This window comes from Phenylobacterium sp. GW823-FHT02A09 (assembly GCF_058797775.1).
In genome coordinates, this window is the sequence record NZ_JBXAJZ010000002.1 from 382,414 (window position 1) to 400,712 (window position 18,299).

An 18,299-nucleotide genomic window follows, 5' to 3' on the forward strand; every position below is an offset into this window, starting at 1 on the left:
AGTGTCACATTTCGCGCGTACAGATCCCCGCCCCGACTTCCTGTTCCTGGCCAGCGCGCCGGCCGACGGCGAGTGCTGGATGACGGTCGACAGCGGCTTCGGCCGACCGCGCTTCGTGGTCCAGGGCACGGCCAGCTACCTCTCCTTCATGCCGGACCTGCGTCGTCGCGGGCGCGACCTGTGGCTGGACAACCAGCCTGGCGCCTTCCAGCTGAGCCTGCCGCGGGTCCCGCTGGTCAACTACATGGCCGATCCGGACCTCTACGCCGCGGCCCTCGCCAAGGCCGAGCTGATCGCCGAGCAGTCCGGCCTGCCGGTGCTGAACCACCCTACCGCGGTGCTGAACTCACGACGCGACCGCAGCGCCCGGCTGTTGGCGGCGCTCCCCGGCGTGCGCACGCCGCGGACCATGCGGCTCAGCGCACCGACGCGAAACGAGCTGATCGCTGCGATCCTGGACGCCGGGCTCGGCTTTCCGCTGTTGCTGCGGCCGGCGGGACGTCATGGCGGCAAGGGACTGATGCGCCTGGACAGCCGCGAGCAGCTGGAAGCGGCCCACCTGCCGCTCGGCGTCGACGAGGCCGTCTACGCCAGCGAGTACGTCGAGTTCGCCGACGCCGACGGCCGATATCGCAAGCTGCGGCTGTTCGTGGTCGGCGAGCAGGTGTTCTGGCGCCACCTGGTCATCGGCGATCGCTGGCTGCTGCACTCGGGCGACCGCACTGCGAACACCGAGGCCGAGGAGCGTGCTTCGCTGGCGACCTTCCGGACGCTTGCCTTGCCGCGCCTCGCCCCGGCGCTTAGGGCGATCCGGCGAGCGGTCGGGCTCGATCACTTCGGGCTGGACGTCTCGCTTCGACCGAACGGGGAGTTGCTGGTGTTCGAGGCCAACGCCTGCATGAACGCGCTCGACAACAGCACCATCGCGCCGCCGAACATGTGGGAGGCGCCGGTCGCGGCCGTACGTGCGGCGCTGGCCGAACTGCACGCCCGGCCCGAGCGCTGGCTGCATCCCAGGACGTGGTCGGCGCCGAAGCTGACGATGACGGGCTAGGACGCCAGCAGCGCCCCGACCGCGGCGGCGACCTGGGTCACGTCGTACGGCTTGCGGATGATCGGGGCGTCGAAGCCCATCGGCGCGCCGCTGTCGCCGTAGCCGGTGGCGAACACGAACGGCACCCCGCGCGCGGCCAGCGCCTCGGCCACCGGGGTGACCGCCAGGCCGTTGAGATTGGCGTCGAGCACGGCCGCATCGATGTGGCCGGCCAACAGGCTCATCGCCTCGGCCAGCTCGTAGGCTGGGCCGACCACCTGGGCGCCGGCGTCGGAGAGGCCGGTCTCCAGCTCCAGCGCCAGCAGCACCGCGTCCTCGACGATGAGCACGCGCTTGCCGCGCAGGTCGACGGGCCCCTGAGCGGCGGGCGTCGCCTCGATCTTCCGCGGGGCCGGCGCTTCGGGAACCGTCTCGGGCCGCGAAACGACGGCGGCGGGACCGGCGCGCAGGCGCACGCTGACACCGCCGCGGCGGTATTCGAGCTCGACTTCACCGTTGAGCTCCCGGCCGGTGACCTGGCCCAGCAGGGTCGAGCCGAAGCCCTTGTGAGTCGGGACCACCACTGGCGGGCCGCCGGTTTCGGTCCAGAACAGCTCGAAGCCGCCGTCGGCGATCTGGGTCCAGCGCAGGTCGACCCGGCCGCCCTCCACCGACAGGGCGCCGTACTTCACGGCGTTGGTCGCCAGCTCGTGCAGCGCCAGCGACAGGGCGTTGGCCGCACGCGGGGTGAGGAACAGTTCGGGCCCCTCCCAGCGGGTCTGGCCCGGCGCGATGCCGCCAAGCTCGGCGGCGGCGAGATGGGCGATGGCCGCGCCGCGCCAGCGGGCGGCGGTCAGCAGCTCGTTGGCCGAAGCCATCGACTTCAGGCGGCCGGAGAAGGTCGACAGGAAGCTGTCGAGCGAGGTGGTGCGCTTGGCGGTCTGGACGGCCAGGGCCTGGACCGCGGCGAGCACGTTCTTCACCCGGTGGTCGAGCTCGGCCATCAGCGCGCGGCGGCGATCCTCCTCGGCCCGGCGGTCGCCGATATCCTGGGCCACGCCGACGGCGCGGATCGGTCGGCCCTCGTCGTCGCAGACCAGCAGGCCGGAGGTGCGCATCCAGACGGTGCGGCCGTCGTCCTCACGGATTCGGCGGTACTCGGCCTCGAAGCGGCCCTCGGCGCGCATCGAGTCTTCCATGAACTGTCGGGTGCGGTCGCGATCGTCCGGATGCACGCCGCGATAGAGGAACTCGCCCTTCTCGGCGGGCCATTCGCCGACCGGCAGGCCGCTGACCTCGGACATCCGCGGGCTGATCCGCACGACGTCCTCGACCATGTCCCATTCGTAGTCGCCCAGGCGTGCGGATTCGAGCGCCAGTTCGAGGCGTTCGTGATCCAGATTGCGTCCAGCGGCGGGCTTCACCATGGCGCGACCATTAAGCGGGGTTCGGGTCCGAGCGACAGGAACCAACGGTTGTATGCCCTGAATTGCGCGCGGAGTCTTTCAGTCAATTTTCGGAACCCCCTATTGCCTTTGACGTTGTGGCAAGGCTTCCATGCCATCCCTGCGTTACCTGCTGAATACTTGGAGAATCTGACATGGCCACCAATGCCGTCGACCACGCCAAAGACGAAGCCAAGGCCGCGGCCCAATCGATGGCCGACTCCGCCTCCAAGCTGTCGGCTGAAGCGCAGCGCAGCTTCGGCGAAGCGGCCAAGAAGTTCGAAAAGGTCGTCGCCGAGGGCCTGGAACAGATCCGTGCGCAAAGCCGCACCTATGCCGACAACGCCGGCGAGCACATCGACGACGCCCAGCGCTATGTCGTCGAACGCGTCAAGGAACGTCCGCTGGTGGCGACCGGCGCGGCGCTCGGCGTCGGCCTGCTGATCGGCCTGCTGCTCGCCAGCGGCCGCAAAAATTGATCCTCAAGCGAGCGCTCTATTATGTCGTCGCCGCCGTCGCGCTCGCCGCGACGGCGGTCGTTTGCGTGGTGTTCCTGGCGATGGCCCTGCATGCAGGCCTCAAGCCCCTGGTCGGCGAAGCCTGGGCCGGGGTGCTGGTGGCCGCGGCCGCGGCGCTGCTGGCCGGACTGATCGGGATGGTGCTGTTGATGATGGCCAGCCCGCCGCGCCGCCATCACAAGCGCGACCAGGACAAAGACCTCTCCTCGCGCATGTTCGAACTCGCCCAGGCCAAGCCCTGGGTGGCGCTGGGCATCGTCGGGGCGGTCGCCGCCGTGGCGCTGAAGAATCCGCGCACCACCGCCACCGTCGTTTCGGCGCTGATGGCGGGCCGCGCCTCCAAATCCTAGAGAACCAAACACCACAGTTCGGGTTAGTGTGGGACGTGGGCGCTGGCCCGCGATCCCTCCCCCGTAGGAAATTGCTATGTTTGAACTGCCGAACCTTCCGTACGCCCACGACGCGCTGGAGCCCGTGATCTCGCAGGCCACCATGCACCTGCATCATGGCAAGCATCACAAGCGCTACTTCGACGTCATGAACCCGATGCTGGAAGAGGCGGGCGCCAAGCCGGCTTCGCTGGAAGAGGTCATTCGCGGCGCGGTCGGCCAGGCCAAGCTGTTCAACAACTCCGCCCAGGCGTGGAACCACACCTTCTTCTGGGAATGCATGAGCCCGCCCGGCCAGAAGGTCTCGGGCGACCTGGCCGCCGCCATCGACCGCGACTTCGGCGGCCTCGACCAGCTCAAGGCCCAGTTCGTGGCCAAGGGCGTCGGCCACTTCGGTTCGGGCTGGGTGTGGCTGGCCGCCAAGGGCGACGCGCTGAGCATCGTCGACACGCACGATGGCGTGAACCTGCTGACCGAAGCCGGCGTGGTGCCGCTGCTGGTCGCCGACCTGTGGGAGCACGCCTACTATCTGGACCACAAGAACGACCGCGAAGGCTTCCTGAAGGCCTGGTTCGACGCGCTGCCGAACTGGACGTTCGCCCAGGCCCAGTACGACGCCGCCAGAAAGGGCGAAACCGGCTGGACCCACCCCGGTCCGGTCTAGATCCCGGAACGTCAGGCACAGCTGAGCGTTTACCTATCCGGACACAATAACCGGAGAAACGACATGCTTGGATGGGCCTTGACCTTCCTGGTAGTCGCCCTCATCGCTGGCGTACTCGGATTTACTTCGATCGCCGGCGCAGCGATGGGCGTCGCCAAAATTCTGTTCTTCGTGTTCCTGGTGCTGTTCGTGGTTTCCCTCGTCATGCACCTGGTACGAGGGCGCGGCGCGCTCTAGCGCGTAGCACTGAACATCGAACGCCCGTCCCCTCACCGGGGGCGGGCGTTTTAGTGTCTGCGATTGACCGCCCAGCTGCGCAGCGGCTCAAAGCGCGAGCCGGTCCAGGCCTGGGCGATGACGCGGATCTCGTCGGCGTCGGCCTCGATGAGGTTGAAGCTGGGGGCGACGCCGCGCTCGCGCACCGACAGGGTGCCGGCTCCGACCGCGTGTACGCAGCCGCCCGCAAACGGATAGGGCCAGACGAACGGGGCGTGGATGTGTCCCGACAGCACCAGATCGACGCCGCCCTCGGCCAGGGCGCGGGCGGCCGCCTCGCCGCCCCAGACCTTGCCGGTCATCGGTCCGCCGATCATCTCGACCAGCGGGTGGTGCACGACCGCCACCTTCAGCGCCTCGCGCGGGGCGGCCGCCAGCCAGGCCAGGGCCTCGCGGCTTTGGGCGCGCGAGATCTGCCCTTTCGACCAGTTGGCGCGAGGTTGCACGCCGCGGGCGGTGTTGAGCCCGTAGACCGCCAGGCCGGCCCCGGCGAAGGTCTGCGCCTCGGCCGCGCCGATGATCCGCGAGAACCGGCCGAAGGGGTCGAAGAAGCGCTCCCACCAGGCCAGATAGGGCGCGTCGTGATTGCCGGGGCAGACCAGCTGGGGGCCCGGCACCGAGGCCAGCCACGCCGCCGCCGTCTCGAACTCGCCTACCGCGCCGAACTGGGTGAGGTCGCCCGAGACGATGGTCAGATCAAAGCCGCCCTGCCGCAGGATCTCAGCCGCGCCCTCCACCGCCGCGACGTTCTCGCCGCCGAAATGGATGTCGGAGAGATGCGCCAGGCGGATCATCGCGCCTCCGAGGCGGGGGCCAGCAGCCGGGCGACCTGGGGCCGCCAGTCGACCGTGGCGTTGGAGCCCAGCCAGACCGGCTCGCCGTCGAGCACGGCCGGGACCCGGCTCGCCGCCCAGACGCGGGCCTGTCGGCAGGGACCGGCGCTGACCGCCGGATCGTTGCGCCAGTCATCGACCAGCGCCTTGAAGCCGATGCGCGCCGCCTCGCCGACGGTCTGTGGGTCGATGACCGCCGCTTCCAGGCTCTGGGCCTCGTTATCGAGCGCCGAGGAGGCCAGCGGACACAGGAACGCCAGGGCCTCGGCCTTGCCGCGCGGGCCGTCGTCGAGGGCGTAGCGCAGGCGTCCGGAGAACGCCCGCCGCCAGGCCCGCCGCATGCGGGCGAAGGCCAACCGCAGCTGGCCCTCGCGCACCGCCTCGCGCGCCGGCGCCCACAGCGCCGGAGCGCCGAGGATGGCGGCGACCAGGAAGCTGCGGCCCTCGATCAGGCCACCGCCGATGTCGCGTTCGACCCCGGCCTCCAGCGCGCCGGTCAGGGCCTCGCGCCAGGGGACCGCGCCGTAGACCGCGTGGGGCAGCATGTTCATCGTCCCGCCCGGCAGCGGCGCGATCATCGGCCCCTGCGGCCCGGCCATGTCGGCGGCCGAGCGGGCGGTGCCGTCGCCGGCCAGGATGACCAGCAAGTCCGGCGCCGCGTCGACCGCCGAGCGCAGCCGCCGCTCGATCTCGCCGCCGTCGGCCACCTGGACGTTGGCGTGGGCGCCGTACGCGGCCAGCAGCGCGCGCATCTCTTCGGCGTCCTGCGCGCTCGCGCCGCCGGAGGAGACATTCACCACCGCTTCGATGCGGGAAATCTTGGGTGCTTGAGCCATTTGTCCTCTGCGAGCGCCCCGTAGGAGCAGGCCCCTAACGGCGGCGGTTGGACGCGGTTCCGTCCGGAACTCTGCCGTAAGGCGCGCGTTGGGGTCGGCGGGATAAGTAAGGAGAGCCATATGCTCAAGGCCAAATCTCTCATGCCGTTCGCGGCCCTGGCCGGCGCCGCTCTGTTGGCGAGCGCTTGCACCACCACCGGCAACGTCGAACGCAACGCCGCGGGCGGCGCGGCGCTGGGCGCGCTGGCGGGCGCGGTGATCGGTAACAATGTCGGCAGCGGCGACGCCGGGACCGGCGCGGCCATCGGCGCGGCCCTGGGCGGCGGCGCGGGCGCGGTCCGCGGTTGTCGCCAGGACGGCGGCTGCGGCGCCCAGACCCAGAACCGCCGCCAGTACTACGACGAGCGTGCGGGCCGCTATTACTACTACGACAACGGCTCGGGCCGTTATTACTGGGAAGACGGCAGCCCGCGTTGATCGCGCGAGCGCAACCTAGACTAGCCTGCGGTGGGCGGTCAGCTATGCTGTCCGCCCATCGTCGTATCGAGGGCTGCAGGAACATGGGGCTGGGAATGAAGACGTGGACGATCGCGGTGCTGAGCGCCGGACTGCTGGCCGGATGCGCCACCACGCCGGCCGGCGGCGCGCGGGCGAAGATCGAGACCCCGGCGGCCTGTGAGGACCTCACCGTCCACATCTATTTCGAGCCGGAGAGCGCCGAGGTCACCGACGAGGGCCGCGCGGTGCTGTCGCAGGCGGCGAACTCGGCCAAGGCCTGCAAGGTCGAGCGGGTGAAGGTGCTGGGCCTGGCCGACGCCGTCGGCGCCCCGGCCGCCAATCTGGAGCTGTCCAAGCAGCGGGTCGCCTCTGTGACCAAGGCGCTGATCGCCACCGGCCTGCCGGCCGGCGAGTTCGACCTGGCCGCCGCCGGCCAGCAGGGCGCCGTCACCCAGGACGGCGAGGCCCGGCCGCTGCGCCGCCGCGCCGACGTCACTCTGGAACTGACCACGCCCTAAGGGCCTGCACGCAGCTTGGAGCGTTTTCGCCGGCGGCCGACCCCCGGCGAAAATACTCCAGCAGAGCGCGCACAAGAAAAGGCGGGCTCTAGGCCCGCCTCTTGAGTGCGCATCATCGAGAAAAGGGGTGCGGAGGCGGCAGACCGGCATGTTCGCCGGTCTCAAGTCGGGGGGGGCGTCGCCGCCTCCGCAATCCATAAACCCATGTGCGGTGGGTTCGTTCCCGCCACGCGCGATTTTTTTCGAGAACTTTTCGCGCGGCTATTTCGGCGCGACGTTGACCGCCGGCATGGCGTTGAACTCCGCCTGGGTGAGCGGCGCCGAGAGCTCCCCGCCCTGCTGGCGCAGCGCGCCATAGGACAGACTGCGCGGGCCGGCGCCGGGCGGGCCCTTGGGCCGCACCAGCACCTGGGCGGGCGATCCGTTGTCACGATAGGTCACGCGCTCGACGACGCCGAGCACGACGCCGTTCTGGCCCCGCACGGTCATGCCTTCCAGCGCGGCGGGCGCCTGGGCCTGAGCGGCCCCGGCCAGGGAAAGCGCCGCGACGGCGCCGGCGATAAGCTTGGTGCTCTTCATGCCCCATAGATAAGGCGCGGCGCGCACATGTCGAACCCCGCGTCGGCAAAATCGCCCTGCGGAACGTCCGCCGCCTGCGGGACGTTAGCCAGAAGCGGGCAGGTTCGCCCGTCTGGTCAGGGGAGAGGGCCATGATCCACGAGCGGAACGGGCGCTTCGGCGTGATTGGAACGCAGGAGGATCACGGTCATTCGCTGCGCCGCCGATGGTGGGCGCTGGCGGTGATCCTGTCGGTGGCGCTGGCAGGCGCCCTGCTTGGCCAGATGTCCGTGGACCGCGGAGATTCCGCACGGCCGGCCCCGCCCGGCCCCCTCGACCGACTGCCGTTCTAAACCCGGAGACGACCTGACATGGCCACAACCCGATACACTTCTCGCCCCGGACTCAACGCTACGCGCGCGCGTCAGGGACGCATGGGCGTGCACATGTTCTGGGTTCTGGCGGTGTCCACCGCCCTCGCCGCTCTGGCGCTGTTCGGCGCCTGGTCGTGGCGGGCCGGCGAGCAGTCGGCGACGCCGCCGAGCAAGGCCGGCGCGGTCCGCACCGCCCAGTCGTTCAACCTGGGCGAACCGGCCCACGGCACGCTGCAGACCACGCCCAGCGCCGAGCAGCCCGCGGTCGCCCGCTAAAGCACCGAGCGTCCGCGGAAGGCGCGGACCACGAAGGTCGCGATCAGCAGCACCAGGAAGATCACGAACAGGATCTTGGCGATGCCCGCGGCCATGCCGGCCAGGCCTGAGAAACCGAGCACGCCGGCGACCACCGCCAGCACTGCGAAAACCAAGGCCCATCCGAGCATGCGCAACTCCCACACAGCAAAACGCCGCGCCGGAACTCGGCGCGGCGTCTGGGGAACGCGAGGGCGAGGAGCCTGTTCCTAGGCCGCCTTGCGGTTGTTGCGCGGGTGGAAGAACAGCGCCTGGCCGATGGCCGCCTTCACGGTTTCCGGCTGGAACGGCTTGGTGATCAGGAACGTCGGCTCGGGCCGCTCGCCGGTCAGCAGCCGCTCGGGGAAGGCGGTGATGAAGATCACCGGCACGTCATGACGCGCCAGGATGTCCTTCACCGCGTCGATGCCCGAAGAGCCGTCGGCGAGTTGGATGTCGGCCAGGACCAGGCCCGGGGTCTTGCGATTGACGGCGTCGATCGCCTCGGTTCGGGTGGCGGCGATGTCGACCACGGTGTGGCCGATCTCGGTGACCAGCGCCTCGATGTCGGCGGCGATGACCGGTTCGTCCTCGATGATCAGCACGTCGGTGGCGAGCTCAGCGTCGATCTCGGCCTGCGCCTCGGCGATGAGCAGTTCCACCTCGCCGAACTCGACGCCCAGGATCTGGGCCGCTTCGGACGGCGTGAAGCCTTCGAGGGCGGTGAGCAGGAACGCCTGGCGCGAGCGCGGGGCGATGCGCATCAGCCGCTGGCTGGCGTCGTCGCCGCTTTCCTCGCCCCGGGCCTCGAGCTGGGCGCCGCTGGTCAGCCAGATGGCGTGGAAGACGTGATAGAGCGCCACACGGGGCGTCAGATTGGCTTCCAGCACCCGATCGCCGGCCGCCAGCGCCTCCAGCGCCACCCGAACATAGTGATCGCCGGTCGTCTGGTCGCCGGTCAGGGCTCTGGCATAGCGCCGTACATACGGAAGATGCGGCGCCAGGCGGGCAAGAAGACTCAAATCAAACTCCTCCCTCTCGAGTTCGATGCAGCCGACCAGGATTGGGCTCGCTGGGCAGGTCCATCATGTGCCCGAACGTAGGCCTTGGGAACCGGTTCCGTCAGAACGAGGTTTTCCTCTTCGTTATAATGTCTACAGTTTGGAACCCTGGGTGGGGTGAGGCGTTGACGGGCGACCAAGACGAACCGAGGGGGCGGGCTCAGCGAAAGCCGGGCGCCGAGGCCATGATAGAACAGCGTGCCACAGAGGACCGTCGCCGAGCGCCTGCCGCTCTAGACGAAGCGCGCCTGCGCCAGCAGGCCATCGGGGTGCGCCTGCGTCAGATGTTCGACGAGGTCGTCAGCGAGCCGGTGCCGGACGAGTTCCTCGCCATTCTTCGTCAAGCGGACAAGAAGTCGGCGGAGAACGGCTGATGGCCGAGCAGAGCAAGGCCCGGCCGATCAACACGCAGGCTGACGACGAAGCCTTCAAGCGCGAACTGGTCAAGTTGATCCCGCACCTGCGGGCCTTCGCCCGCACGCTGGCGGGCGATCCGGCCAGCGCCGACGATCTGGCGCAGGACGCCATGATGAAGGCCTGGGACGCGCGGACCAGCTTCCAGATGGGCACCAACATGAAGGCCTGGACCTTCATGATCCTGCGCAATCAATTCTATTCGGAAAAGCGTCGCTCGTGGCGCCAGAGCCAGCTGGACCAGGAGGCCGCCGAGCGGACCCTGGTGGCGGTGGACGATCCCGAGGCCCCGGTGGCGCTCGACGAGTTGCGTCTGTCGCTGGCCCAGCTGCCGGCCGAACAACGCGAGGCGCTGATCCTCGTCGGCGCCGGCGGCTTCGCCTACGAGGAAGCGGCCGAAATCTGCGGCTGCGCGGTCGGCACGGTGAAGAGCCGGGTCAGCCGAGCGCGCAAGGCTCTGCACAGCATCCTGGAAGACGGGAGCTATGAAAGAGACGGAAGCGCAGCCGGCGATGCAATGAGCGCCATCCTGGCGGACGCGGAGCGGTTAAGCACCGCTCGCTGATAGGGCGGAAGCATGAACGGCACGCCCTGGGGATCCCTTTCCACCATCCGGGTCCGCCTAACGGCGGCGCTGGCGGCTGCGCTGCTGCCGGTTCTGATTCTCGGCATCCTGCAGTCGGCGATCTCGTTCCGGCGTGAAGGCGTGCAGCTGCGCGAAGATCTGGCCGCCGCGTCCGAACGCAGCGCCGCCACCGCGCGGGCGCGGATGGAGGCGGCGGATATCCTGCTGGAGACGCTGGCCCCCGGCTCGGTCGGGTTCAACTGCGCCCAGCGGCTGGCCGAGGTCACCCACCGCATCCCCGGCTACCACAACCTGATCCGCTTCGATCGCCGCGGCCGCGTAGCCTGCGCGGCCGGAGACGTGCCGGCCGATATGACGCGCGCCAGCCGACCCTGGTTCCAGAGCCTGGCCAAGGGCGACAGCCTGGTGATCACCCGCGATCCCGGCGCCAACTACGCGACGGTGCCGGCGCTGCTGGCGGCGGTGCCGGCGCATGATCCGCGCGTCGGCTTCGACGGCGCGCTGGTGGCGGTGATCTCGCTGGAGAGCCTGGCGCCGCGCACCGCCGACCGCTCGCTGCCGCAGAAGTCCGAAGTCGCGCTCGCCGACGGCGACGGCGCCTATATCAACGCCACCGACAAGGAGGCCTTCCCGGTGCTGCCGGCCGACTGGCGGGCCAAGGCGCTGAAGCAGGGCTCGATGGTCTGGTACGCCCGCGACGCGCGCGGCGAGCGCCGCGTCTATTCGGCCGCGCCGCTGGTCGGCGACGAGCTGTTCGTGATCCTGTCGGCGCGCTCTGGCGGGCTGTTCTCGTGGGCGACGCTGAACCCGCTGACCAGCATCGTCTTCCCGATCCTGACCTTCATCCTGGCGCTGGTGGCGGTGTCGGTGGTCACCGAGCGGGTGGTGATCCGCTGGATCGCCTATCTGCAGCGCATCGCCGCGCTCTACGCCCGCGGGCGGCTGAGCGTGCGGCCGGTGCAGGCCGACCAGGCCCCGCCCGAAATCCGCGACCTGGCCGAGACCCTGGAGGACATGGCCGACGCGATCGTCGGCCGCGACGCCTCGCTGCGCGATTCCCTGGCGCAGAAGGACGATCTGATGCGCGAGATCCACCACCGGGTGAAGAACAACCTGCAGGTCATCTCCTCGCTGCTCAACATGCAGCAGCGCGCGCTGACCGACCCGGCGGCGCGGGCGGCGATGTCCGACACCCGCCAGCGGATCACCGCCCTGGCCCTGATCTACCGCGCGCTCTACCAGGGCCCTGACCTGAAGCGGGTCGATCTTCGCACCTTCCTCGAGGAGCTGACCGCCCAGCTGATCGCCGCCGACATCAGCCATGGCGCCGGGGTGAGGACGGAGATCCATGTCGACGACCTGGTCATCGATCCAGACCGTCTGGCGCCCCTGGCGCTGTTCGCGGTCGAGGCGGTGACCAACGCCCAGAAACACGCCTTCGCCGGGCGCGGCGGAACGCTGCGGGTCAACTTCAACGTCCGCGGCGACGAGGCCGAGCTGGAGATCAGCGACGACGGCGAGGCGCCGCCCGACGCCCTGACCACCTCCGGCGTCGGACGCACCCTGATGACCGCCTTCGGCCGTCAGCTGCGCGGCCGCGCCGAGGTCGTTCGCAACGACAAGGGCGGGATCACCGCCCGCCTCATCTTCCCGACCCCGCTGGACGAACAGGCAGGCCGCCGCCCCGTCGCCCGAGGGAACCAGGCTGCGGCTTGACCGTTAGCCTCGTGCGCTATCAAGGGGAGATACTCTCATGCGTAAGTTCGTGATCCTCGCGGTCCTGGCCGCCAGCCTTTCCGTCACCGCCTGCAACACTGTTTCGGGCGCCGGTAAGGACGTGAAGGCGGCTGGACAGGCCGTGACCAACACCGCCGAAGACGCCAAGAAGTAAGGCTGCTTCAGTTTGGCGGCGGACCTCCCGCCGCCATGACGAGGCGATGAGACCGTCACCGGGTCGCCTAAGATCGGGTGGCGGCTTTCGCGCGTCTGGGCCTGATCAGGCGGCGACGCGATAGGCGGGGTTGCGGGCGAAAAGGCCCGGCCGGCCCGCGACCGGCTCGAAGGCGTCGGACAGACCCGCGGCCGATTCCTGCTCGCCGAGGAACAGATAGCCCTCGGGGCTCAAGGCCCGGGCCAGATTGATGAGCAGCCGCCCCTTCATCGGCTCGACCAGGGTCGAGAGCACGTAGCGGCAGAAGATCACGTCGAAGCGGCCCGCCGTCGACAGATCGGCGACCAGATTGACCCGCCGCCAGCGGATCATCTGGCGCAGTCGCGGCGAGACCCGCCACATGTCGTCGGACTGTTCGAAGTGGCGGACGAGCTGACGGATCGGCAGGCCGCGCTGGACTTCGAACTGGGTGTAGAGGCCGCTCTGGGCCTTCTCCAGCTGGCGCTCGCCGATGTCGGTGCCGAACAGCTCGACCTTCAGTCCCGGCAGCCGGCCTCGCTCGTCCTCGACGATCATCGCCAGCGAATAGACTTCCTGCCCGGCGGCGCAGGCCGCTGACCAGATGCGCACCGGCTCGGTCCCGCGCTGGCGCGCGAGGGTCGGCAACACCTCGTCGCGGAACAGGGCGAACGGCTCGCGGTCGCGGAAGAACGCGCTCTCGGACTGGACCATCGCCTCGACGATCGACCAGGCCAGCTTGTCCTCGCGTCGCTCGCGCAGCATGGCCAGCATGTCCATGACGCTGCCGAAGCCGTCGCGGCGGGCCACCGGCGCCAGCCGGCTTTCGATCAGGTAGGATTTCTCCGGATCGACCCGCACGCCCGCGCGCGCCGCGCAGAGCTGGGCCACCAGTTCGCGGTCGCCCGGCGTCATGCCAGCCCGACCTCGGCGAACTTCGCCGTGATGATGTCGCCGTCGAACGGCTTCATGATGTATTCGTCGGCGCCGCTGTCGAGCGCCTCGCGGATGCGTTCGATGCTGTTCTCGACGGTGCAGAACACCACCGTCGGCCGATCGCCGCCCGGCTCCTGACGCAGGATGCGCAGGAACTCGATGCCCGACATCGCCGGCATGTTCCAATCCAGCAGGACGGCGTCGGGCATGGCCGCGCGACACCAGGCGAGCGCCTCCAACCCGTCGGCGGCCTCGGCGATCTCGAAGCCGATGTCCTCCAGGATTCGGCGCGCGACCTTGCGGATCACACGGCTGTCATCGACGACGAGGCAGGTCTTCAACGCGGGCGCTCCTCCCTGTGGCGTTTCTGCCGCTGCGTTGGTTAAGGAGCCGTATGGCGCAGGGCAGATTTCCGCACCGCCGGCAACGGAAGCTGGGGAGCGATTCAGAATTTGTCGATTGAGGCGCCGTCCCCGCGGCCTAGGCTGGCCCCCGACATACCCGATGCAAGAGGACCGCGATGATCGACCTCCACTACTGGCCGACCCCGAACGGCAAGAAGGTCACGATCCTGCTCGAGGAGCTCGGCCTGCCCTACAAGGTCGTGCCGGTGCACATCGGCCGCGGCGACCAGTTCACCGACGGCTTCCTGCAGATCTCGCCGAACAACCGCATGCCGGCGCTGGTCGACCATGAGCCGGCCGACGGCGGGGCGCCGCTGAGCGTGTTCGAGTCCGGCGCGATCATGATCTATCTGGCCGAGAAGACCGGCCGCTTCCTGCCCGCCGACGTGCGCGGCAAGTACGAGGTCATCCAGTGGGTGATCTGGCAGATGGCCAACCAGGGTCCGAAGTTCGGCGAGCGCGGCCATTTCAGCCGCGTGGCCCCCGAGCACGGCGACCAATCCTACGCCCAGCGGCGCTTCAACGACGAGGTTCACCGCCTGTACGGGGTGCTGAACAACCGCCTTTACGACCGCCGCTTCATCGCCGGCGACGAGTACTCGATCGCCGACATGATCTCGTTCCCCTGGACCGTCAGCTGGGAGCTGCAGGGCATCGACATGGGCGAGTTCAAGTACTTCAAGCGCTGGTTCGACGAGGTCAGCGCCCGCCCCGCCGTGCAGCGCGGCCTGGCCGTGGTCGCCGACCCCGGCGAAGACCCGAAGTCGGTCACCCCGGAAGAGCAGGAGCGCCGGCGCGGGCTGCTGTACAACCAGCGCGCCCGGCCGGCGCCCGCCGTCTAGCCGCGTGAGCAGCTCTGCGCCCGGGGATGGCGCAGCGACAGGTAGGCCCGCAGGGCGATGGGGTGGTCGGTCTGGATTGCGTTGACCCCCGCCGCCAGCATCGCGCCCCAGACCGCGTCGGGATCGACCATAGCCTGGTCGTCGAAGCGCGCCTCGGCGGTGTTAAGGCTGTTGACCCAGAAGCGGGCGCAGCGGGCCTGCAGCAGGGCGGCGATCTTCGGCGCGGCGGCCAGGTCCTTGACGTTGATCTCGAAGCCGACCGGATCCAGCGGGGCGTAGGACCCGATGACGGCGGCGGGATCGGCGCCCAGCCGTTCGGGGCGGATGTTCGGATGGTAGGGCGTGCCCGCCGTCCACCACGGCGCGGCCAGCACTTCTTCAACCGGCGCGCCGGACTTCAGCAGCACCTGCCGCTGCAGGCCGCGGGCGCGGACCTTGTCCTGCACCTCGGCGAGGACGTCGGCCTTGGCGTCGATGTTGATCAGGATGCGGCCCTTGGCGAGGTCCAGCGCCTCATCGAGGGTCGGGACTGTGCGCTCGGTGACGGCGGCGCCCGGCCCGCCCTTGCCGGCCCGGACCTTGAGCGCGCGGATCTGCGCCAGGGTCAGGGCCTCGACCGGGCCTTGGCCGTCGGTGGTGCGGTCGACGCTGACGTCGTGCATCAGCACCAGGGCGCCGTCGGCGGTGCGGCGCACGTCGAGCTCGACCATGTCGACGCCGAAGGCGATGCAGGCCGAGATCGAGTCCAGGGTGTTCTCGGACGTGCCTTCCCAGCAGCCGCGGTGGGCGACGATGGTCACCGCGCCGTCCGGAGCGCGCAGCCGGCGCTCCAGTTCGGCGGCGCGATCGGGCGCGGCGGCCTGGGCTGCGCCGGCGCCCGTCAGCAGGGCGCAGGCGGCGAGGCGGAGGATCATGTTTCGCATCAGAAGTTCGGGGTCCAGTTGAGGCTGAGCCAGACGACGCGCGGCGTGCTGTAGCTGTCCTTAAGCCGGTCGCGGCCGGGGCCTGTGACGCTGTCCATGCGGGCGCGGGTCAGGTTGCTGACCTCGGCCACCACGGTGAGGTTGGGCCGTACAGCGTAGCGGGCCTGCAGGTCGATCTGGCTGCGCTCGTCCCAATAGACGTCCTGCCAGGCGATCTCCGGGGTGATGGCGCGCAGGGCCTGGCCGGTCCAGTTCCAGGCGGCGCGCAGCTCGAACGGACCGCGGGTGTAGAACGCCGCCAGGTTGGCGATCTTGTCCGGCTGGCCGACCAGGCCGCCGATGGTGCGCGAACGGCCGCCGGCCAGCGGCACCTCGATCTCGCCGTCGAGGACGCTGAAGTTGGCGGACACGCCGAAGTCGGACAGCCGCGGGTGGACGAACTCCAGCGAGTTGAAGGTCGCCTGCGCCTCCAGGCCGGCGATACGGGCGCCCTTGGCGTTGCCGGGCTGGCGCACCGTGGCGTTGACGTAGGTCACGCCCTCAAAGCTGTAGCCCTGGCTGGTCCCGTCGTAGATCTCGTCCTGGATGTCCTTGTAGAAGGCGCCCAGGGCGACGACGCCGCCGCGGTCGTTGGGCGGATACCACTCCAGGCTCAGGTCGTAGTTGCTGGACAGCCGCGGCTTGATGTCGGGATTGCCCAGGCTGACCGAGACGTTCAGCGCGTTGGGGTTGCCGCGGTCGCTCTCGGATTCGAACGAGATCGACGAACGGGCGGCGTAGGACTCGTAGCTCGGCCGGCCCAGGGTCTGGCTGAACGCCGCGCGGACCCGCAGGTCAGGCGTGATCTCGTAGCCGGCCAGGGCGAAGGGCAGCAGGTACTGATAGCTGGACGAGGTCTCGAACGGCTGCCAGCGGCGGCTGATCAGCAGCCGGCTGGTGGTCTCCTGGTCGGTGTCGTCGTTGCGCACGCCAAGGATCAGGCTGGCGCGGTCGGTCGCGTAGCGGCCCATGGCGTAGAGGCCGAGGGTGGTTTCCTCGTGCTCGAAATTGTCCTGGTTGTTGGTCGAGACGGAGTCGCTCTCGGTCACCGCGCCGGGCGGCGTCATCTTCTCCCAGGCGAGCTTGGGATTGATCGTGATCAGCTGCAGGCCCTGCTGCTGGAACGGCAGCACCACGCGGCTGAGCTGGCCGACGTCGGCCAGGTTGAAGTCGCCGCCGTTCGGCTTGTACTGGTCGCGGTGGAACCAGTAGCTCATCTGGCTGCGGGTCAGCTGGCCGCCGACCGAGTAGCCGAGGCCGGTGGCCATGTGGTCGAAGTTGCTCTGGTAGTTGATGTCGACGCTGTCGACCTGGGCCTCGATGCGGCGGTCGACATTGCGCCAATAGTCGGCGCGATAGAGCCCGAGGTTCCGGTAGGCCTGCGGGTTGTCCATGTTGAAGCTGTAGTGGAAGTCGGAGGCGTCGTAGCTGAAGCTCATCGCCGCCAGCCCGCCGACATTGCCGAAGCGGTCGGCGCCCGCCGAATACTTGACCATCGCATGCGGCTCGCTGGACTTGGCGCGCGAGGAGCCGGCGCGAAGGGTCAGCAGGCTGTCGTCGGTCGGCCGCCACTTCAGTTCGGCCTGGGCGATGTCGGTGGTGCTGTCGGTGGCCCCGTCGCGGAAGCCGACCTCGACCGAAGCGGCGGCGTAGCGGCCGGTGGTCGGGGTCTGGTTCAGCACCGCGGCGTTGCGGCCGTTGATGATCACTTCGTTGCGCTGATAGGCGTCGACGAAGCTGTAGTGGCCGAGCATGGCGGAGACTTCGACGCTGGCGCCGAAGCGGCCCTCGAGCTTGCCGGTCAGGCTCCAGCGCTCGCGGTCGTTCTGATTGTACCAGTACTTATCCTGCTGGGGCACGAGGTAGCCGTTGCCCAGGCTCCCGTCCGCAACCCGCGCGCCCGCGTTGGTGTAGACGTTGTAGAAGGTGGAATCCGACGTCATGTGCGCGTCGGTGGTGCTCTCCTGGCGCTGATAGTTGGCCGAGACCACCAGCCCGAACTGGCCTTCCGGACCGAAGGTGAAGCCGCCGGTGGCGGAGGCGCGCAGGCCGAAATCGTCCTGGGCCGAGGGCTCGTCCTTGTCGCTGGTATAGGCCGCCCCGGCGTCGAGGTTGAGGAACGGCTTGCCGCCGAAGTCGAAGGCGCTGCGGGTGCGCAGGTCGATCGAGCCGCCGACGGCGTTGGGGTCGAGATCGGCGGTGAAGGTCTTGGCGACGACGATGTCGCTGACGAACGAGGTCGGCAGGATGTCGAGGCGCACGCCGCGCCCGGCGGTGCCCGATCCCGAAAGCGGCGTGCCGGTCGAGGCGATCGGCAGGCCGTTCACGGTGACGTTGTTGTAGGCCTGGTTGAGGCCGCGCAGCACCGGACTGATCGCCTCGTCGCGCGGGTGCTCGTTGTCGCTGACCGGCAGCACCGAGACGCCGGGAATGCGGCGCAGGGCGCTCACCACGGTCAGGTCGGGCAGGCGCTGGACGTCGTCGGACGACACCACGTCGACCACCGCGTCGCTGTCGCGCTTGATGGCCGCGGCGGTGAGCTGGGCGCGGCGCTGGCCGGTGACGACCAGGGCGTCGACCTGGGCGGCTGCATGGTCGGAGGCGGCGGCCGGGCGCGGCGGCTGGGCTGCGCGGGCGGCCGGGGTGATCAGGGCCGCGCCGTCGCGCAGTTCGAACGACAGCTGCGTGCCGGCCAGCAGCCGGCGCAGGCCCTCGTCGGCCGCCATCTGACCGCGGACGCCTTGGGTGCGGCGGCCGCGGATCTGGGCCGGGTCGCTCATCACCTCGACGCCGGTGGCGCGCGAGAAGGCGGCCAGGGCGGCTTCCAGGTCGCCGGCCGGAATGGCCAGCGAGACGTCGGCGGCGGCGGCCGGCGCGGCGATCGCCAGCACGGCGACGATGGCCGAGGCCTGGAGAAGGTGATGCTTCATTGGACGGATCCCCCTTGTG

At 69.7% G+C, this 18,299-nt stretch carries 24 protein-coding genes; 14 read left to right on the top strand and 10 right to left on the bottom strand.

Translation table 11 applies throughout. The annotated features are described in order from the left end of the window. Position 1 precedes the first annotated feature (1 nt). A complete protein-coding gene (locus tag AC1Q87_RS09030) occupies positions 2 to 1,054 on the top strand; it encodes an ATP-grasp domain-containing protein (protein WP_492608628.1) in 1,053 nt (350 codons plus the stop codon). On the opposite strand, the gene AC1Q87_RS09035 is transcribed toward AC1Q87_RS09030, so the two are convergent. Further along, positions 1,051 to 2,460 carry an HWE histidine kinase domain-containing protein gene (locus tag AC1Q87_RS09035; protein WP_492608629.1) on the bottom strand — a complete coding sequence of 470 codons (1,410 nt, stop codon included), beginning with the start codon at positions 2,458 to 2,460 and terminating at the stop codon, positions 1,051 to 1,053. The two genes, AC1Q87_RS09030 and AC1Q87_RS09035, sit on opposite strands and share 4 nt — an antisense overlap. A gap of 173 nt (positions 2,461 to 2,633) precedes the next feature. On the opposite strand from AC1Q87_RS09035, the gene AC1Q87_RS09040 reads away from it, so the two are divergent. From AC1Q87_RS09040 to AC1Q87_RS09055, 4 genes are all read left to right on the top strand, one after another. Further along, positions 2,634 to 2,957: a glycine zipper domain-containing protein gene (locus AC1Q87_RS09040; protein WP_436063163.1), complete on the top strand. Its 324-nt coding sequence runs from the start codon at positions 2,634 to 2,636 to the stop codon at positions 2,955 to 2,957. Beyond that, complete coding sequence (locus AC1Q87_RS09045; protein WP_436063164.1) at positions 2,954 to 3,346, top strand: hypothetical protein; 393 nt, start codon at positions 2,954 to 2,956, stop codon at positions 3,344 to 3,346. Before AC1Q87_RS09040 ends, AC1Q87_RS09045 begins: the two co-directional genes overlap by 4 nt. Positions 3,347 to 3,422: 76 nt before the next feature. Beyond that, positions 3,423 to 4,049 (top strand): superoxide dismutase, encoded by a 627-nt coding sequence (locus AC1Q87_RS09050; protein ID WP_492608630.1) that lies wholly within the window; start codon positions 3,423 to 3,425, stop codon positions 4,047 to 4,049. Positions 4,050 to 4,112: 63 nt separating this feature from the next. Beyond that, positions 4,113 to 4,286 (top strand): DUF1328 domain-containing protein, encoded by a 174-nt coding sequence (locus tag AC1Q87_RS09055; protein WP_183771352.1) that lies wholly within the window; start codon positions 4,113 to 4,115, stop codon positions 4,284 to 4,286. A 50-nt stretch (positions 4,287 to 4,336) separates the two neighbouring features. On the opposite strand, the gene AC1Q87_RS09060 is transcribed toward AC1Q87_RS09055, so the two are convergent. Beyond that, positions 4,337 to 5,119, bottom strand: coding sequence for a metallophosphoesterase family protein (locus tag AC1Q87_RS09060; RefSeq protein WP_492608631.1), 783 nt, complete (start codon positions 5,117 to 5,119; stop codon positions 4,337 to 4,339). Next, on the bottom strand, positions 5,116 to 5,994 hold the full coding sequence (locus tag AC1Q87_RS09065) for a diacylglycerol/lipid kinase family protein (RefSeq protein WP_492608632.1): 879 nt from the start codon (positions 5,992 to 5,994) through the stop codon (positions 5,116 to 5,118). Before AC1Q87_RS09065 ends, AC1Q87_RS09060 begins: the two co-directional genes overlap by 4 nt. A gap of 141 nt (positions 5,995 to 6,135) precedes the next feature. Here AC1Q87_RS09065 and AC1Q87_RS09070 point away from each other — a divergent pair, with 141 nt between their 5' ends. Further along, a complete protein-coding gene (locus tag AC1Q87_RS09070; protein ID WP_492609267.1) occupies positions 6,136 to 6,471 on the top strand; it encodes a YMGG-like glycine zipper-containing protein in 336 nt (111 codons plus the stop codon). A 95-nt stretch (positions 6,472 to 6,566) separates the two neighbouring features. Then, positions 6,567 to 7,010, top strand: coding sequence for an OmpA family protein (locus tag AC1Q87_RS09075; protein ID WP_492608633.1), 444 nt, complete (start codon positions 6,567 to 6,569; stop codon positions 7,008 to 7,010). Between the two features lie 261 nt (positions 7,011 to 7,271). On the opposite strand, the gene AC1Q87_RS09080 is transcribed toward AC1Q87_RS09075, so the two are convergent. Further along, the gene (locus AC1Q87_RS09080) at positions 7,272 to 7,589 is read right to left on the bottom strand and encodes a hypothetical protein (protein WP_492608634.1); all 318 of its coding nucleotides are present in this window, start codon (positions 7,587 to 7,589) and stop codon (positions 7,272 to 7,274) included. 131 nt (positions 7,590 to 7,720) lie between these two features. Between AC1Q87_RS09080 and AC1Q87_RS09085 the strand changes: the two genes are divergently transcribed. Further along, on the top strand, positions 7,721 to 7,921 hold the full coding sequence (locus AC1Q87_RS09085; RefSeq protein ID WP_492608635.1) for a hypothetical protein: 201 nt from the start codon (positions 7,721 to 7,723) through the stop codon (positions 7,919 to 7,921). A 93-nt stretch (positions 7,922 to 8,014) separates the two neighbouring features. Further along, a complete protein-coding gene (locus AC1Q87_RS09090; RefSeq protein WP_492608636.1) occupies positions 8,015 to 8,218 on the top strand; it encodes a hypothetical protein in 204 nt (67 codons plus the stop codon). Here the strand turns inward: AC1Q87_RS09090 and AC1Q87_RS09095 are convergent. Both AC1Q87_RS09095 and phyR read right to left on the bottom strand, forming a co-directional pair. Continuing rightward, complete coding sequence (locus tag AC1Q87_RS09095; protein WP_183771343.1) at positions 8,215 to 8,388, bottom strand: DUF1328 domain-containing protein; 174 nt, start codon at positions 8,386 to 8,388, stop codon at positions 8,215 to 8,217. The genes AC1Q87_RS09090 and AC1Q87_RS09095 overlap by 4 nt on opposite strands. Positions 8,389 to 8,466: 78 nt before the next feature. Beyond that, on the bottom strand, positions 8,467 to 9,258 hold the full coding sequence (phyR, locus tag AC1Q87_RS09100) for an anti-anti sigma factor/receiver protein PhyR (RefSeq protein ID WP_492608637.1): 792 nt from the start codon (positions 9,256 to 9,258) through the stop codon (positions 8,467 to 8,469). Positions 9,259 to 9,482: 224 nt separating this feature from the next. On the opposite strand from phyR, the gene nepR reads away from it, so the two are divergent. Genes nepR through AC1Q87_RS09120 form a run of 4 tightly spaced genes read left to right on the top strand, consistent with a single transcriptional unit; the run spans position 9,483 to position 12,188 of the window. Continuing rightward, on the top strand, positions 9,483 to 9,671 hold the full coding sequence (nepR, locus tag AC1Q87_RS09105; protein ID WP_056018017.1) for an anti-sigma T factor NepR: 189 nt from the start codon (positions 9,483 to 9,485) through the stop codon (positions 9,669 to 9,671). Further along, positions 9,668 to 10,276: a sigma-70 family RNA polymerase sigma factor gene (locus tag AC1Q87_RS09110; protein ID WP_492609268.1), complete on the top strand. Its 609-nt coding sequence runs from the start codon at positions 9,668 to 9,670 to the stop codon at positions 10,274 to 10,276. The genes nepR and AC1Q87_RS09110 overlap by 4 nt, the downstream gene beginning before the upstream one ends. 12 nt (positions 10,277 to 10,288) lie before the next feature. Beyond that, positions 10,289 to 12,013 carry a sensor histidine kinase PhyK gene (phyK, locus tag AC1Q87_RS09115; protein ID WP_492608638.1) on the top strand — a complete coding sequence of 575 codons (1,725 nt, stop codon included), beginning with the start codon at positions 10,289 to 10,291 and terminating at the stop codon, positions 12,011 to 12,013. A gap of 37 nt (positions 12,014 to 12,050) precedes the next feature. Next, positions 12,051 to 12,188: an entericidin A/B family lipoprotein gene (locus AC1Q87_RS09120; protein WP_267233848.1), complete on the top strand. Its 138-nt coding sequence runs from the start codon at positions 12,051 to 12,053 to the stop codon at positions 12,186 to 12,188. Positions 12,189 to 12,293: 105 nt separating this feature from the next. Here the strand turns inward: AC1Q87_RS09120 and AC1Q87_RS09125 are convergent, their stop codons facing one another. After that, positions 12,294 to 13,121 (bottom strand): CheR family methyltransferase, encoded by an 828-nt coding sequence (locus AC1Q87_RS09125; RefSeq protein WP_492608639.1) that lies wholly within the window; start codon positions 13,119 to 13,121, stop codon positions 12,294 to 12,296. Then, positions 13,118 to 13,483: a response regulator gene (locus AC1Q87_RS09130; RefSeq protein WP_492608640.1), complete on the bottom strand. Its 366-nt coding sequence runs from the start codon at positions 13,481 to 13,483 to the stop codon at positions 13,118 to 13,120. The genes AC1Q87_RS09125 and AC1Q87_RS09130 overlap by 4 nt, the downstream gene beginning before the upstream one ends. A gap of 179 nt (positions 13,484 to 13,662) precedes the next feature. On the opposite strand from AC1Q87_RS09130, the gene AC1Q87_RS09135 reads away from it, so the two are divergent. Then, positions 13,663 to 14,388: a glutathione S-transferase N-terminal domain-containing protein gene (locus AC1Q87_RS09135; RefSeq protein ID WP_492608641.1), complete on the top strand. Its 726-nt coding sequence runs from the start codon at positions 13,663 to 13,665 to the stop codon at positions 14,386 to 14,388. Here AC1Q87_RS09135 and AC1Q87_RS09140 read toward each other — a convergent pair. Beyond that, on the bottom strand, positions 14,385 to 15,302 hold the full coding sequence (locus tag AC1Q87_RS09140) for a glycerophosphodiester phosphodiesterase family protein (protein ID WP_492608642.1): 918 nt from the start codon (positions 15,300 to 15,302) through the stop codon (positions 14,385 to 14,387). The genes AC1Q87_RS09135 and AC1Q87_RS09140 overlap by 4 nt on opposite strands. 8 nt (positions 15,303 to 15,310) lie before the next feature. Further along, entirely contained in the window at positions 15,311 to 18,280 is a 2,970-nt protein-coding gene (locus AC1Q87_RS09145) for a TonB-dependent receptor (RefSeq protein WP_492608643.1), read from the bottom strand. Positions 18,281 to 18,299 lie beyond the last annotated feature (19 nt).

Coding starts and splice junctions, on each gene's coding strand:
- AC1Q87_RS09055 (WP_183771352.1), top strand. CDS start 4,113: ATGCTTGGATGGGCCTTGACCTTCCTGGTAGTCGCCCTCATCGCTGGC.
- AC1Q87_RS09085 (WP_492608635.1), top strand. CDS start 7,721: ATGATCCACGAGCGGAACGGGCGCTTCGGCGTGATTGGAACGCAGGAG.
- AC1Q87_RS09095 (WP_183771343.1), bottom strand. CDS start 8,388: ATGCTCGGATGGGCCTTGGTTTTCGCAGTGCTGGCGGTGGTCGCCGGC.
- AC1Q87_RS09090 (WP_492608636.1), top strand. CDS start 8,015: ATGTTCTGGGTTCTGGCGGTGTCCACCGCCCTCGCCGCTCTGGCGCTG.
- AC1Q87_RS09040 (WP_436063163.1), top strand. CDS start 2,634: ATGGCCACCAATGCCGTCGACCACGCCAAAGACGAAGCCAAGGCCGCG.
- AC1Q87_RS09065 (WP_492608632.1), bottom strand. CDS start 5,994: ATGGCTCAAGCACCCAAGATTTCCCGCATCGAAGCGGTGGTGAATGTC.
- nepR (WP_056018017.1), top strand. CDS start 9,483: ATGATAGAACAGCGTGCCACAGAGGACCGTCGCCGAGCGCCTGCCGCT.
- AC1Q87_RS09070 (WP_492609267.1), top strand. CDS start 6,136: ATGCCGTTCGCGGCCCTGGCCGGCGCCGCTCTGTTGGCGAGCGCTTGC.
- AC1Q87_RS09080 (WP_492608634.1), bottom strand. CDS start 7,589: ATGAAGAGCACCAAGCTTATCGCCGGCGCCGTCGCGGCGCTTTCCCTG.
- AC1Q87_RS09060 (WP_492608631.1), bottom strand. CDS start 5,119: ATGATCCGCCTGGCGCATCTCTCCGACATCCATTTCGGCGGCGAGAAC.
- AC1Q87_RS09135 (WP_492608641.1), top strand. CDS start 13,663: ATGATCGACCTCCACTACTGGCCGACCCCGAACGGCAAGAAGGTCACG.
- AC1Q87_RS09035 (WP_492608629.1), bottom strand. CDS start 2,460: ATGGTGAAGCCCGCCGCTGGACGCAATCTGGATCACGAACGCCTCGAA.
- AC1Q87_RS09140 (WP_492608642.1), bottom strand. CDS start 15,302: ATGATCCTCCGCCTCGCCGCCTGCGCCCTGCTGACGGGCGCCGGCGCA.
- phyK (WP_492608638.1), top strand. CDS start 10,289: ATGAACGGCACGCCCTGGGGATCCCTTTCCACCATCCGGGTCCGCCTA.
- AC1Q87_RS09075 (WP_492608633.1), top strand. CDS start 6,567: ATGAAGACGTGGACGATCGCGGTGCTGAGCGCCGGACTGCTGGCCGGA.
- AC1Q87_RS09120 (WP_267233848.1), top strand. CDS start 12,051: ATGCGTAAGTTCGTGATCCTCGCGGTCCTGGCCGCCAGCCTTTCCGTC.
- AC1Q87_RS09050 (WP_492608630.1), top strand. CDS start 3,423: ATGTTTGAACTGCCGAACCTTCCGTACGCCCACGACGCGCTGGAGCCC.
- AC1Q87_RS09125 (WP_492608639.1), bottom strand. CDS start 13,121: ATGACGCCGGGCGACCGCGAACTGGTGGCCCAGCTCTGCGCGGCGCGC.
- AC1Q87_RS09145 (WP_492608643.1), bottom strand. CDS start 18,280: ATGAAGCATCACCTTCTCCAGGCCTCGGCCATCGTCGCCGTGCTGGCG.